The organism is Planosporangium flavigriseum (assembly GCF_011947225.1).
Lineage (GTDB): Bacteria > Actinomycetota > Actinomycetes > Mycobacteriales > Micromonosporaceae > Planosporangium > Planosporangium flavigriseum.
The window spans coordinates 219,336-232,649 of record NZ_JAATVW010000006.1 but is presented as its reverse complement, the minus strand read 5'-3'; the positions used below and the strand labels follow the sequence as shown (position 1 = coordinate 232,649).

Sequence of the window (13,314 nt, the reverse complement as noted above, 5' to 3'; positions counted from 1 at the left end):
ACCGCCTTCACCAGGTCACGGGCAGCCGCTGCAGGCCGTAGATGAACGAGTCGCGGCGCAGCGGCACCTCGTCGTCCGGTATGGCCAGTCGCAGCGCCGGCAGCCGCTCCGCCAGCGCGACCAGGGCGATGCGCAGTTCGGCGCGGGCCAGCGGCTGGCCAATGCACTGGTGTACCCCGAATCCGAACGCGACATGCTGGTGGGCGCCGCGGTCGACGTCGAACCGGTCGGCGTCGGCGAACGCCCCCTCGTCGCGGTTGGCCACCGACAACAGTGCGATCACGCCCTCGCCCGCCCGGATGCGGGTGCCGCCGATCTCGACGTCGGCGAGGGCGAGCCGCGGCAGCCCGGTACGCACGATGGTCAGGTACCGCAGCAGCTCCTCGACCAGCGCCGGGGCTCGGCCCGGGTCGTCACGCAGGGCGGCGTACTGGTCCGGGTGGCGCAGGAGGACGAGCGTACTCAGGCCGATCATGTTCGCGGTGGTCTCGTGCCCCGCCACGAGCAGCAGCACCGCCATGCCGACGGCCTCGTCGTGGGTGAGCGCCCCGCCGCGCAGGCGGCCGGCGACGAGCCGGGCCAGCAGGTCGTCACCGCCGTCGCGCTGCTTGGCCGTGACGAGCCGGCTGAGGTAGTCGCGCAGTTCGTCGGCCGCGCCCTGGGCTTCCTCCACGGAAACGCTGCTGTTGAGGAGCACCCGGCTACGGCTCTGGAAGAAGCAGTGGTCCTCGTAGGGCACACCGAGCAGGTGACAGATCACGAGGGACGGCACCGGCAGCGCGTACGCGTCGACCAGGTCGGCCGGCGGACCGGCGGCGACCATGTCGTCGAGGAACCGGTCGACGGTCTGCTGGATCAGCGGTTCCAGCCGCCTTATGCTCTTGATCATGAACTCGGGCGTGAGCATCCGGCGGTACCGTCCGTGCTCGGGCGGGTCCATCCGGATGAAGAGTCCGGCCCGGTCCCGGTCACGTGGCCGGGGCAGCGGCCGGAGCAGCGGAAAGCCCGGCTTGGCGATGTCGGCACTGAACGCCGGGTGGCGCAGCACCTCCCGCACCTCGGCGAGCCGGGTCACCAACCAGGCCCAGCCCCCGGTGGGCAGCGCGACCCGGGTGATCGGAGCTTCGCCGCTCAGCAGGTCCCGGTACGCGGGCGGATCGAGCGGGTGGGCGACGGGTTCCGGGAACGGGAACAGCGGAAGATCGGCAGGGGTGGGTTGGGTAGCGGTGGTCCCTGACATGTCGACGCCTCCCCAGGGGACGACAGTGGGGGTACTGCTCGCAGCTTCCAAAGTAACCCCGGAGTAGCGCGAGGTCGGGCGATCCGCGGCACCTTTGCCATAACGGCAAGACGATCGCGAGCGGTACCCGACTCGCCCGCCATGTCGGCCTTGTAACGGTTCAGCGCCCGTCACCTGGCGTATCGATGACATCGCAGTCGCCAAATTGTTATTGGCAACAACAAACTCGGCCCCACCAGAGCATTGCGCCGAGCCGAAAGATCGAAATACGTTGCCGGGCACAACAAACCAGCGGATACGCCGAGCGCTTGCCGGCTTACCCCGTAACCCCTTCCGCCGCCCACAGCGCCGCGTGCGGCGGCAGCCCGACCCGAAAGGACCTGTGCTCATGCGCAGCGGCATTCTTGCCCTCGCCGTCGCGGTTGCCGCAGTCGGCGGTGTGGCCGCCTGCGGCAACACCGCGTCGTCGAGCGGGGCCACCCAGACGAAGACGCCCAAAGTCGGAGTGATCCTCCCGGACAGCAAGTCGTCGGCCCGCTGGGAGACCGCGGACCGCAGGTACCTGGAGGCCGCCTTCAAGGCCGCCGGAGTCCAGGCCGACATCCAGAACGCCCAGAACGACAAGAGCGCGTTCCAGACCATCGCCGACCAGATGATCACCAACGGCGCCACCGTCCTGATGATCGTGAACCTGGACAGCGGCACCGGCAAGGCCGTCCTGGACAGGGCCAAGTCGCAGGGTGTGGCGACCATCGACTACGACCGGCTGACGCTGGGCGGCAGCGCGGAGTACTACGTCAGCTTCGACAACACCAAGGTCGGCAAGCTGCAGGGCGAGGGCCTGGTCAAGTGCTTGACCGCCAAGGGCGCGCAGAAGCCCGTCGTCGCCGAGCTCAACGGCTCGCCGACCGACAACAACGCCACGCTGTTCAAGAATGGCTATGACTCGGTACTCAAACCCAAGTACGACTCGGGCGAGTACGTCAAGGGCCCGGACCAGTCCGTACCGGAGTGGGACAACGCCCAGGCGGCGACGATCTTCGAGCAGATGCTCACCCAGCAGCCGAACATCGCCGGCGTGCTAGCCGCCAACGACGGCCTCGGCAACGCCGCGATCACGGTGCTCAAGAAGCAGCACCTCAACGGCAAGGTGCCGGTGACCGGACAGGACGCCACCGTCCAAGGCCTGCAGAACATCCTCGCGGAAGACCAGTGCATGACCGTCTACAAGGCCGTAAAGAAGGAGGCCGACGCGGCGGCCGAGCTGGCCGCCGGCCTGGCAAAGGGACAGAAGAAGAGCGTCGACGCCAGGGTGACCGACCCGACGACCAAGAAGGACGTGCCGGCGGTGCTGCTGGACCCGGTCTCCATCACCAAGGACAACGTCAAGGACGTCGTGACCGACGGCTACGTGACCGCTGCGGAGCTGTGCGCGGGCGAGTTCGCGGCGAAGTGCGCCGAAGCCGGCATCAAGTAGCGCGCGTCAAGTAGCAGATCCGCTAGCGCGGTGGCGGCGCCGGACCGGCGCCGCCACCGTACCGAATCACGGAAGGGAATCCCGTGACCGCCACTCCCCTGCTGGAAGTGCGAGGGATCAACAAAAGCTTCGGCCCCGTACAGGTCCTGCGCGACGTCGACTTCGCCATCTACCCCGGTGAGGTGACCGCCCTCGTCGGCGATAACGGCGCCGGCAAGTCCACCTTGGTCAAGTGCCTCAGCGGGATCCACCCGATCGACTCCGGCGAGTACTACTTCGACGGCAACCCGGTCACGGTCCACTCCCCCCGCGACGCCGCGAGCCTCGGCGTCGAGATCGTCTACCAGGACCTCGCCCTCTGCGACAACCTCGACGTCGTCCAGAACATGTTCCTGGGCCGGGAGCGCCGCAACGGCATCGTGCTGGACGAGGTCACCATGGAGCAGCTGGCCAGCGAGACCCTGACCAGCCTCTCGGTACGCACCGTCACGTCCGTACGCCAACTGGTGGCCAGCCTGTCCGGAGGCCAGCGCCAGACCGTGGCGATCGCCAAGGCCGTGCTGTGGAACAGCAAGGTCGTCATCCTCGACGAGCCCACCGCCGCGCTCGGCGTCGCGCAGACCGCCAACGTCCTGGAACTGCTCCGCCGCCTGGCGGACACCGGCCACGCGGTCGTCCTGATCTCACACAACATGAACGACGTCTTCGCCGTCTCTGACCGCATCGCCGCGATGTACCTGGGCCGGATGGCCGCCCAGGTCAAGGCGACCGACGTCACCCACGCCCAGGTCGTGGAGCTGATCACCGCCGGCCGCAGCGGTGAGCTGGGGCTGGCACCGAGCGGCACCGAGTCCGTGAACGGAGTGGAGTCATGAGCGCTGTCGCCTCCGCGACCCAGCCGTCCAGCGAGATCGAGCAGCGCCCGGCGTCGCTGTCGACGTACACCCGCAACTACGCCGCCCGTGTCCGCGGCGGCGACATGGGCTCCCTGCCGGCGGTGCTCGGCCTGATCGTGCTGTGCCTCGGCTTCGGGATCGCGCGGCCGGTCTTCTTCAGTACGATCAACTTCGCGAACCTGTTCACCCAGGCCGCGGCGATCACCGCCATCGCGATGGGCCTCGTCTTCGTCCTGCTGCTCGGCGAGATCGACCTGTCGGCCGGGTTCGCCAGCGGCGTGTGCGCCGCGGTCCTCGCGGTGCTGCTCACCAAGCACCACGCGCCCTGGTACGTCGCGATCCTGGCCGCGCTCGTCACCGGTGTCGTGATCGGCGTGCTCATCGGGTTCCTCGTCACCAAGGTCGGCATCCCGTCGTTCGTTGTCACCCTGGCCGGGTTCCTCGCCTTCCAGGGCGTCCTGCTCCTGCTCGTCGAGAGCGGCAAGAACATTCCGGTGACGGACCCGGCCATCATGGCGATCAACGCCACCGGCAAACTGCCCCCGGCCGTTGGCTGGGCGCTGCTGGTCGTCGCGGTCGCCGGCTTCACCGCGGCGCAGCTCGTGCGCCGACGCAACCGGGCCGGACGCGGGCTCGCCGCCGACCCGCTGTCGGTGGTCGCCGTCCGGGTCGGCACGCTCGCCGTCATCGGGGGCGCGGCCGTGTACGTCCTCAACCTCGAGCGCAGCATCAACCCGATCGCGGCGTCGGTACGGGGCGTACCCGTCATCGTGCTGATCCTCGGCCTCATCGCCGTGCTGTGGACGTTCGTGCTGAACCGCACCGCCTACGGCCGGCACGTCTACGCCGTCGGCGGTAACCGGGAAGCCGCCCGCCGCGCCGGCATCAACGTCGACCGCATCCGCATCTCGGTGTTCGTCATCGGCTCGACGATGGCCGCGGTCGGCGGCATCATCGCCGCGTCCCGGGCCAACTCGGTCGACCCGAACACGGGCGGCAGCACGGTCCTGCTGTACGCGGTCGGCGCGGCCGTCATCGGCGGCACGAGCCTGTTCGGCGGCAAGGGCCGGATCGTCGACGCCGTCCTCGGCGGCGCGGTCATGGCGGTGATCGAGAACGGCATGGGGTTGATGGGGGTCGACGCCGGGATCAAGTACGCCTTCACCGGCGGGGTACTGTTGCTCGCCGCCGGTGTGGACGCTCTCTCCCGCCGGCGGGCCGCCGCGGCTGGTCTGCGATGAGCGGCGCCCGGGACTCGGAGCAGGGGCTGCGCACCGGACCGAGCCAGGACGAGATTCGCCGGCTCAACCTGGGCGCGCTGCTGCGCTACGTCCACCTACGAGGGCCCACCTCGCGCGCAGAGCTCACCACCAACCTGGGCCTCAACCGCAGCACCATCGGGGCGCTCACCGCAGACCTCGCAGCCGCCGGGCTGATCCTCGAGGAACTGCCCCGCGACCGCGGCAGGGCCGGCCGACCGTCGCTGGTCGTCCGACCCGAGCCGGCCGCGTACGTGTTCGCGTTCACCATCGAGGCCGACCGGATCACCGCCGCCCGGGTCGGGCTGGGCGGAGTCATCCTCGACCGCCGCGACACTCCGCGCCCGCGCGGCGAACTGCCACCGGTCGAGGTCGTCGCGCCCCTGGCCGACGCCGTCCGCGCGATGCAGCGATCAATCCCGCCCGGCGCCCGCTACATCGGCAGCGGCGCGGCCGTGTCCGCGATGGTGCGACGCGAGGACGGCCTGGTCCGGCTCGCCCCGCACGTCGGATGGGTCGACGAGCCGCTGGGCGAAACCCTGGCGAAGGTACTCGGACCCGACCGGCCGGTGACCATCCGAAACGGCGCCGACCTGCGGGCCCTCGCCGAGCACACCCGCGGCGCCGCGGTCGGCTGCGACAACCTCGTGTACCTGCACGGCGACGCCGGAATCGGCGGCGGCATCATCGCCGGCGGCCGGCCGATGACGGGGCACGGCGGCTACGGCGGCGAGGTCGGCCACATGGTCGTCAACCCGGCCGGCAGCCCCTGCGGGTGCGGGGCGCGCGGCTGCTGGGAGACCGAGGTGGGCGAGGCTGCCCTGCTACGGGCGGCGGCGCGCGACGGGTACGGTCGCGAACTCGTCGCCGCCGTGGTGGACGCCGCCGCGCGCGGGGACGCCGTCGCGCAGAACGCGATCCGGCAGGTCGGCGACTGGCTCGGGTTCGGCGTCGCCAACCTGGTCAACATCTTCAATCCCGAGATGGTCATCTTCGGCGGCAGCCTGCGGGAGGTGTACCTGGCCGCCGCCGCGCAGGTACGCAGCCGCCTCAACCGCAACGGCCTGCCGGCGTGCCGGGAGCACGTACGGCTGCGGACCCCGCTGCTCGGCGACGACGCGGCGCTGCTCGGTGCCGCCGAGGTGGCGTTCGAGCCGCTGCTGAAGGACCCGTTACTCCCATGATCACGGAGACTTTTCCGTGTTCCAGCACGGAAAAGTCTCCACGATCATGAGGCACCGGAGGCGACCCAGTCCGGATGGGCGGCGACGAACACGCCCACCGCGTCGCGACGGAGATGCTGGAACAGCGTCAGACTCAGATCGCTGAGGAGCTCGACCGACTGGCCATTGACCTCCGTCGAGTTGAACGCACCGCCGTTGGTCTTGATCAGGGTCGTCTTGTTGGCCCGGACGTGCTTGAGCGTGTCCAGCCAGGTTGCGATGGAGACACCGCCGGGGTCGAAGGTCAGCGCCGGCCCGGCCGCGCGGATGACGGCGTCGAGCTTGACGGGGTTGGCCGCGATCCCCGCGCTGCCGGCCTTTTTGAGAACCGCCTGCAGGAACTGCTGCTGGTGCCGTTGCCGACCGTAGTCACCATCGGGGAGCAACTCGCGCTGGCGTACGTAGTCCAGCGCCTGCCAGGCAGCCAGGTGCTGGCAACCCGGCTTGTACACCTGGGCCGTGACTCCGGGGACGGGCACCGGCCCACCGTCGGTGAGGTCGTACGGCACCCGGGCGTTGCCGTCGGCGTCGACGCCGACGTGCACGGAGACGACCGTCTCGTCGACACACATGTCGACCCCGCCGAGCGCGGACACCAGCGACTGGAAGCCGGCGAAGTTGACGAGCGCGCCGCCGTTGAAGGAGACGCCGGTGAGCCGCTTGACCGTCATGGCGAGCAGCTCAAACCCTCCCCCGCGCCCTCCCCCGTCCTGGGAGCCGTACTGGAAGGCCGCGTTCACCTTGTCCTCGCCCCCCGCGTACCCGGTCTTCGGGTACGCCGGCATGGTGGTCAGCGCGTCGCGCGGGACGGAGAGCAGGTACGCCTGATCGTGGCTGGCCGGAATGTGCACGATAATGATCGAGTCGGCGCGGACGCCGTCGTCGGGATTTCCACCCGGCCGCTCATCCAGGCCGACCAGCAATATGTTGATAGGCCCTTGAAGGGACCCCCGACCGTGGTTGTCGGTGGCCACCGCGTCACCCAGCAGGTTCTCCACGTTGAGTTCACGGGAGTACTGGGTCAGCAGATACCTGCCGCCCAGGATCACCACGGCGCTGACCGTCAGCAGTATCGCGCCGATGAGCACCAACAGCCTGGCCCACAGTGGAGACCGCCTCGGGGGAAATACCCGCCTGCCGGTAGGGTTCATCGGTGGCCGTGGGTCTGCGGGAGTCGTCGGGTCTCCAGGGTTCATAGACGTTCCCCTCGGTTGGTGACGCGGGACGTGCCCCCGCGGGCACCGCACCCCACTAGCCTCGCGGCAAGCGACCAAACCCCGTATACCGTCCACGGAGGTGCGAGCTCGGTGAGAACCGGTGGCCTGCTGCTCGCGGCCGGTGCGGGGCGGCGGTACGGGATGCCGAAGGCGCTCGTCGAACGCGACGGACGGCTGCTGGTCGAGCACGGCCTGGCGACGCTACGCGCGGCCGGGTGCGACCCGGTCGTGGTGGTGCTCGGCGCCGCCGCCGATGAGGTACGGGCCCGGGCCGACCTGGCCGGAGCGCTAACCGTCACGAATCCCGACTGGGGCGGCGGCATGGGTTCGTCGCTGCGGACCGGGCTCGACGCGCTCGCGGGCACGTCGGCGCAGGCCACGGTGGTCCTGCTGGTCGACACGCCCGGCGTCACCGCGTCGGCGGTACAGCGGGTGGCGGCGCTCAGTGACCCCGGCGCACTGGTGATCGCGACCTACCACGGCGAGCGGGGCCACCCGGTGCTGCTCGGCCGGGAGCACTGGGCCGGGGTCTCCGCGCTCGCGGTGGGTGACGTCGGCGCGCGTGCGTACCTGCTCGCTAATCCGGACCGGGTGGTGACGGTGGCGTGCGAGGACATCGCGGACGGTACGGATCTGGACCGCCCGGTGCGGTAAGGGTCAAGGGCGAACCTCTCCGCCGGCGAAACGGATGTACATCTCGCCGCAGCCGCGTAGCGGCAGGTCCTCGGCCGCCTCGACGAAGTACCCAGCCATCACCAGCGCCAAGCTCGTGCGGGCCCGGTCGTACTCGGCAGCAAGCTGACTTCGCTTCGTGGGGCAGGGCCAGTCCATCCCACAGGCGGCACACGTCCAGGCCGGCCGCATCGGTACGTGAAGTCCACTCACGACGGGTACCGTCCGTACTTACGATTGATGATCACCCGTACCCGCGCCTCGACGTTGGGTTGGTTGGCACGGCTCTCCGCGTCCCGCGCGACCAGCAGCGCGTCGCATGGCCAGCGCTTCGCGCCACAGGTACAGCCGGTCGTCACGCGACACGCCCGCCACCACGGCCGGGGTTTATGAGTTGCCTTGATACGGGCGATGTCGACCGGTTCCATAGCTGGCGACCGTATGGGTACCCAGTGCAGCACCTCCAACAAATTGCTCGAAATTCCGAAACCCGTCGGTGCCAGATCTGGCCGTGGGAATTCCGCACAACCGCAGCCCTGCGCATCGCACTATCTGGCAAGAGTCATAGGCATCGTCGACGGCGGTCCCGGGCGGGCCCCAGCATGGGGTGTCCGCAACTTCAAGAAACGTTCGAGAGGTGAGGGCAATGCGACTGACGTTCCTTGGCAGCACCTCGGACGGTGGCAGTTGTCCGACGCTGTACGCCACCGACCGAGACACCTACGTGGTGCAGGGCGATCTCGTCACTGACCTGGAAGCACTGGCTGGCCTACGTGACGTCCTGGACGGCGAGGGATTCGTCGAGATCCCGAAGGAACTGCTGCGATTCGCACCTCGGGACTGACCAGAATGAACCTGCTGACCGATGAGGATTTCGACCAGCTGTTCACGTCGTTCGATCACACCGCGTTCCGCTTCGAGACCAGAGATCGGTACAACGTCAACGCGGAACAAGAACACCTTCGCAGGTTCCTGGCGGGCGAGCCCGACCCGGAGCGACGCTGGCGGCCGTGGCATGACACGGTCAGGAACGCGGTAACAGCCGGCAAGCGATTCATGCGGGTGCGAGCCGTTTCCGTGCCGCTCTCCGACTACACCCGGTTCGGCCTCGTCGGCGCGCAGTACAACAACGCAGCCGGCGAGGACATCCGGTACATGGAGCGGAACCGGTACCGGGAGCTGGGTCTTCCGGAGCACGACGTCTGGCTGTTCGACTCCCAGCGGCTCGCTCTCCTGCACTTCGACGACGATGACCGCCTCCTCGGTACAGAAATCATCACCGACCCCGACCAGGTACTGCGGCACTGCCAATGGCGCGACGTCGCCTGGCACTACGCCGTCAGCCGCGACGAATTCATCGCCAAACACCCTGTGTAAAGAGTCCCATTGACCAACATCAGGCAGGCCCGGGAAGCGCTGGGCACCCGGTTACGCGAGCTGCGCCTGGACGCACGCAACCACACCGCCGGTCTTCGGGGCCTACCCTGTCGCCCGGCTCGTACCCGCTCGGACACCTCCTACACCGCAAGGAGGAGGCCGCCGCAGAGCAGGAGCCGCAGAGCAGGAACAGCCGCCGACCGAGTAGGTGCAAGTAGCCGCAAAGCGCGCTCGTGCCGATGAGGACGCCAGCGGAGGACCATCCGCGCTCCCGGAGCACGACTGGCCGAAGGTGCGTGCTTGGCACGCGAGCGTTGCGACAGGCCCGTCACACCGCCGGGCGGGCGGGCGACATTGGTGTCCTTGTGGTGGACCTTCTCGGTCAGACGTAGCTGAACAACGGAGGAAAGACGAGGACCACGATCCAGGCCCACGCGGCGTACACCGGCAGGTAGCCGGTCTGCCAACGTTCGAGCGCCGCGAACGGCGTGCGCCGACGGATGAAGGTCAGCAGGAGCCACGCCGACCACGCGAGGTTGACCAGCAGGATGACGTTCTCGCCGAGCGCGGCCGCCCTGTTTGGCGTACTGCCGTATTCGTCGGTGATGCGCCCGGCGATCTCCAGCAGCACCAGCACGTCGATGGCCAACGCGCTTACCACGAGCGCGAGCTGGAGCTTGTCGAACAGGCCGGGCGGGGCCAGCGGATCGCGGGCCGAGAGCGAGTAGAGCAGCAGCCCCAGCACCACGACCAGCAGGAGGTCGAACAGGATCAGCGCTTCGCGCTCGACGTCGATGCCGTGGCTGGTCCAGACGACGGCGACGAGGAAGGCGAGGAGGGCGGCCGTGAAGAGCGGGGTGAACAGCCGCGTGAGGACCGGCGCGATGTTCTCGACGACACTCTGCTTGGCCTCGACGAGCCACCCGGCCACGACGACCGCGGCCGTGGCGCCGCAGGGAAGGAGCCAATGCGAGATGAACTCCTCCGGGACGATCCCGATGGCCTTGAAGGTGTTGAACAGGAACGCGGAGAGTACGCCGCCGCCGAGGGCCATGAGTACGAAGTAGATGAACCACTCGCCGGTGAAGCGGATGAAGTCCATGCGTCGACGGGACGAGCGCCAGTCGTCGGCGACATAGGCCAGACCCACCACGAGCCACAGGGCGATGGGGAGGTGGATGCTGGTGACGACCACGGACTGCGACTTGTCCGCCAGGGGGTAGGCGTTGCCCGCCACGGCGCCGAGAGCGAACAGCGCCACCAGTATCCCGATCAGCGGGCGTCGGGCCTGACGGCGCCAGGCCAGGAACGCCGCCAGCCAGGGCAGCGCGAACAGGGTGAAGTTCCGCGCGTAGAACGAGCTGTCGTCCTCGAAGCTCAGCCCGAACAGTGCTGGCGCCTTGACGGACGCCACCGCGCCCGCCGCGCAGATGACCATGGCCCACAGGTCCCGCCGCGACCGCGTGTCCGCGACCGGGCTGCCGGTCTCACCGGTCAGCACCAGCTGCTTCCAGAGCCGTTCCGAATGCTCCCGGGCGAACTCGCGAGACAGCTCGTCGAGGCTGCCCATCCGCTTGACCGCGACCAGGAACGCCTCATCCGGGCTCAGGCCGGCCGCGACGAGCTCGTCGACCGAACCACGGAGGTGGTCTTCGAGCTCGTCGGCGTCGGACGGCAGCAGTTCCCGGCGGCGCTGCACGTACTGACGCCACTGCGCGAACTGCGCCTCCAGCTTGTCCTGGTCCTCCCGCGCCGTCATGCCCGGCCCTCCAGCGGGATCGCGGTCAGCGGCCCGCGGTCGCCGAGGCCGAGCCAGATCTCCTTGAGCACGTCCACCACCGTGTCCCACTGGCGGCGCTGCTCGGCCAGCTCAGCCAGGCCCTTGTCGGTGATGCGGTAGTACTTGCGCCGCCGCTCGCCCGTAACCGACTGCCAGCTCGACTCCACATAACCGAGGCGCTCAAGCCGGTGCAGCAGCGGGTACAGCAGGCCCTCGGTCCAGTCCAGCTCGCCACCGGACAGCTCGTTGATCCGCCTGAGGATGGCATAGCCGTAGCTCGCGTCCTCAGCCAGGATGCCGAGCACCATCGGTGTCGCCGAGGCGGCCACCAAATCCTTAGCGACCTTCACGGACCTCACCCCGCTCCTACCCCTAGAAGTACGATGCATAGTACTTCTAGGTATTGCCTGGCGCAACGTCCAGTCACGTGTCCCCTGCCAGCGGTATCCGCGATCCGCCGCCGCACGGGCGCACTGTTCCGCCGCGAATCGAGTGCAACTGAGCACGGTGGGAGGACGAGCGCGAGAGTGGGACAGCCGATGAGGGTGGGTTGGTCGAGGGCAGTCTGCCCGTCGATCACGCCGAGCCCGGCTGCGGGCCGGTGCGGCCGGTAGCAGGTCTCAGTCGAGAGTCAGGCGGCTGTTCCAGGCGCTGCTTCATCCGCTGCGCCAGATGTCCAGCCCGTCAAAAGTGAACACACAACCGACTTCCATGCGTCGGCGACCTGTCCAGCGCTCGCTGGCCGGCAAGCGTCGAGGTATCCGGGTCAGGTGGCCTCCGGCGATACCCGCCGCCGATAGGTGCTCAGGGTGAGGCCGAGTACCGACCGGAACTCGTTGGCAAGGTGGGCATGGTCGCTGTAGCCGAGGTCGGCGGCGATGGCGGCCAGAGTCGTGCCCGGGTCCGTTCGCAGGCGTTCGGCCGCTTCCTGTAGCCGGCGCCGACGGATCATCGTCGACGGCGGCAACCCGACATACCGGGACGCGAGCCGCTGCAACGACCGGGTGGAGAGGCGCAGGCGTACGGCGGCGTCCTCGACCGTCCGGATCGCCGGATCGGAGTCGATGGCCTCGACCATCGCATTGGCCAGCAGCGCCTCGCGGTTCGGCGGTGGAACCGTACCGGCGAGCCACGCCGCGAATGCATCGACCGCGTGGCGGTGCCGGGCCTGCCGGTCGCCCGGCCCGAGCATCGCGTTACACACCCGTTCGTGCAAGACGGGTAAGTCCACGGGCTGGTACGCGTCACGCAGGGCCGCCGGGTCCGCGGCGAAGTGGGGCACCGCCGCCGGCAGCAGCAGAGCTCCGACGGCCCAGCCGGTCCCGGTGAGGTCACGGTACGAACTGCGGGTCGTTGGTCCAGCGAGGCCGACCGTACGCGGCTCGACGACGAGGTTGTAGGCGGGAAAGGCGATCAGGTGCTGCCGGGAGGAGCGCCCGGGCTGGATCTGCCACTCCGGAATCCAGAACCAGCGCACCAGCTGCGCCACCGCATCCGGGGCTGGAAGCCGGTCGAACGTGGGCAGCCGCGCCGGATAGAGGACACCTCGAGGGCTCGGCACGCCCGGGTCGGGCACGTGTCGCGAATCTTCAAGCCGGTCCACGCTGGGCATACCTACGATCGTGCCCTATGACTGAGACGAGCCGAGCCGCCGACGGCGAGCACACCACGAACGGTACGCCGCACGGCGCCACCAGCCTGACTCCATTCCTGGCCATTCCGGATGCACGTGAAGCCATTGGCTTCTATCACAAGATCTTCGGGGCGCGGGTGGTCGACGTGACCGAGATGGGCGGTGTCGTGGCCCACGCCGTCCTCGACTTCGGCAACGGGCTGCTGCAACTCGGCGAGCCGATACCCGACTACGGCCTCGTCGCGGCGCCCGAAGGGGGCCAGGACTGTTACTCCATCGGCCTCTACTGTCCGGACGTGGACGCCGTGGTCGCCCGGGCCGAGGCGGCAGGCGCCGTCATTCGCGAAGCACCGGCGACGTTCGTGTCCGGCGACCGGTTCGCCAGCATCCGGGACCCGTTCGGCGTACGGTGGTCGGTCATGACCCGGGTCGAGGACCTTTCCGAAGAGGAGAGCGCGCGGCGGGTCGCGGAATGGGCCAGGCAGCAGAACCAGGCGCGATGATGAGGGCCACGGGGCCTCGTCTTGAATACCGCAACCG

At 69.0% G+C, this 13,314-nt stretch carries 15 protein-coding genes; 8 read left to right on the top strand and 7 right to left on the bottom strand.

Annotation, left to right across the window (positions count from 1 at the left end; translation table 11 throughout):
- Window positions 1–7 precede the first annotated feature (7 nt).
- Entirely contained in the window at window positions 8–1,240 is a 1,233-nt protein-coding gene (locus tag HC028_RS11880; RefSeq protein WP_168076408.1) for a cytochrome P450, read from the bottom strand.
- Between the two features lie 388 nt (window positions 1,241–1,628).
- On the opposite strand from HC028_RS11880, the gene HC028_RS11875 reads away from it, so the two are divergent.
- The 4 genes from HC028_RS11875 to HC028_RS11860 all read left to right on the top strand — a co-directional run bounded on the left by HC028_RS11875 (window position 1,629) and on the right by HC028_RS11860 (window position 6,056).
- A complete protein-coding gene (locus HC028_RS11875; RefSeq protein ID WP_168076406.1) occupies window positions 1,629–2,717 on the top strand; it encodes a sugar ABC transporter substrate-binding protein in 1,089 nt (362 codons plus the stop codon).
- An 83-nt stretch (window positions 2,718–2,800) separates the two neighbouring features.
- Window positions 2,801–3,592 (top strand): ATP-binding cassette domain-containing protein, encoded by a 792-nt coding sequence (locus HC028_RS11870; RefSeq protein ID WP_168076405.1) that lies wholly within the window; start codon window positions 2,801–2,803, stop codon window positions 3,590–3,592.
- The gene (locus HC028_RS11865; protein WP_168076404.1) at window positions 3,589–4,854 is read left to right on the top strand and encodes a sugar ABC transporter permease; all 1,266 of its coding nucleotides are present in this window, start codon (window positions 3,589–3,591) and stop codon (window positions 4,852–4,854) included. The genes HC028_RS11870 and HC028_RS11865 overlap by 4 nt, the downstream gene beginning before the upstream one ends.
- Window positions 4,855–4,880: 26 nt before the next feature.
- Window positions 4,881–6,056 (top strand): ROK family protein, encoded by a 1,176-nt coding sequence (locus HC028_RS11860; protein ID WP_168076581.1) that lies wholly within the window; start codon window positions 4,881–4,883, stop codon window positions 6,054–6,056.
- Between the two features lie 44 nt (window positions 6,057–6,100).
- Here HC028_RS11860 and HC028_RS11855 read toward each other — a convergent pair whose 3' ends face one another.
- Entirely contained in the window at window positions 6,101–7,183 is a 1,083-nt protein-coding gene (locus HC028_RS11855) for an LCP family protein (protein ID WP_239075244.1), read from the bottom strand.
- Between the two features lie 219 nt (window positions 7,184–7,402).
- Here HC028_RS11855 and HC028_RS11850 point away from each other — a divergent pair, with 219 nt between their 5' ends.
- Window positions 7,403–7,966, top strand: a complete 564-nt coding sequence (locus HC028_RS11850; protein WP_168076402.1) for a nucleotidyltransferase family protein — start codon at window positions 7,403–7,405, stop codon at window positions 7,964–7,966.
- Between the two features lie 3 nt (window positions 7,967–7,969).
- Here HC028_RS11850 and HC028_RS11845 read toward each other — a convergent pair whose 3' ends face one another.
- A complete protein-coding gene (locus tag HC028_RS11845; protein WP_239075232.1) occupies window positions 7,970–8,197 on the bottom strand; it encodes a flavin reductase in 228 nt (75 codons plus the stop codon).
- Complete coding sequence (locus HC028_RS11840) at window positions 8,194–8,343, bottom strand: hypothetical protein (protein ID WP_168076401.1); 150 nt, start codon at window positions 8,341–8,343, stop codon at window positions 8,194–8,196. Before HC028_RS11840 ends, HC028_RS11845 begins: the two co-directional genes overlap by 4 nt.
- 287 nt (window positions 8,344–8,630) lie before the next feature.
- On the opposite strand from HC028_RS11840, the gene HC028_RS11835 reads away from it, so the two are divergent.
- Window positions 8,631–8,828 carry a hypothetical protein gene (locus HC028_RS11835; RefSeq protein ID WP_168076400.1) on the top strand — a complete coding sequence of 66 codons (198 nt, stop codon included), beginning with the start codon at window positions 8,631–8,633 and terminating at the stop codon, window positions 8,826–8,828.
- 5 nt (window positions 8,829–8,833) lie between these two features.
- Entirely contained in the window at window positions 8,834–9,361 is a 528-nt protein-coding gene (locus HC028_RS11830) for a DUF6879 family protein (protein ID WP_168076399.1), read from the top strand.
- Window positions 9,362–9,743: 382 nt separating this feature from the next.
- Here the strand turns inward: HC028_RS11830 and HC028_RS11825 are convergent, their stop codons facing one another.
- The 3 genes from HC028_RS11825 to HC028_RS11815 all read right to left on the bottom strand — a co-directional run bounded on the left by HC028_RS11825 (window position 9,744) and on the right by HC028_RS11815 (window position 12,744).
- Window positions 9,744–11,120 (bottom strand): permease prefix domain 1-containing protein, encoded by a 1,377-nt coding sequence (locus tag HC028_RS11825; RefSeq protein WP_168076398.1) that lies wholly within the window; start codon window positions 11,118–11,120, stop codon window positions 9,744–9,746.
- Window positions 11,117–11,491: a PadR family transcriptional regulator gene (locus HC028_RS11820; RefSeq protein ID WP_168076397.1), complete on the bottom strand. Its 375-nt coding sequence runs from the start codon at window positions 11,489–11,491 to the stop codon at window positions 11,117–11,119. The genes HC028_RS11825 and HC028_RS11820 overlap by 4 nt, the downstream gene beginning before the upstream one ends.
- A gap of 416 nt (window positions 11,492–11,907) precedes the next feature.
- Entirely contained in the window at window positions 11,908–12,744 is an 837-nt protein-coding gene (locus HC028_RS11815; RefSeq protein WP_338091278.1) for an AraC family transcriptional regulator, read from the bottom strand.
- A gap of 26 nt (window positions 12,745–12,770) precedes the next feature.
- On the opposite strand from HC028_RS11815, the gene HC028_RS11810 reads away from it, so the two are divergent.
- Entirely contained in the window at window positions 12,771–13,277 is a 507-nt protein-coding gene (locus tag HC028_RS11810) for a VOC family protein (RefSeq protein ID WP_168076394.1), read from the top strand.
- Window positions 13,278–13,314: the final 37 nt, after the last annotated feature.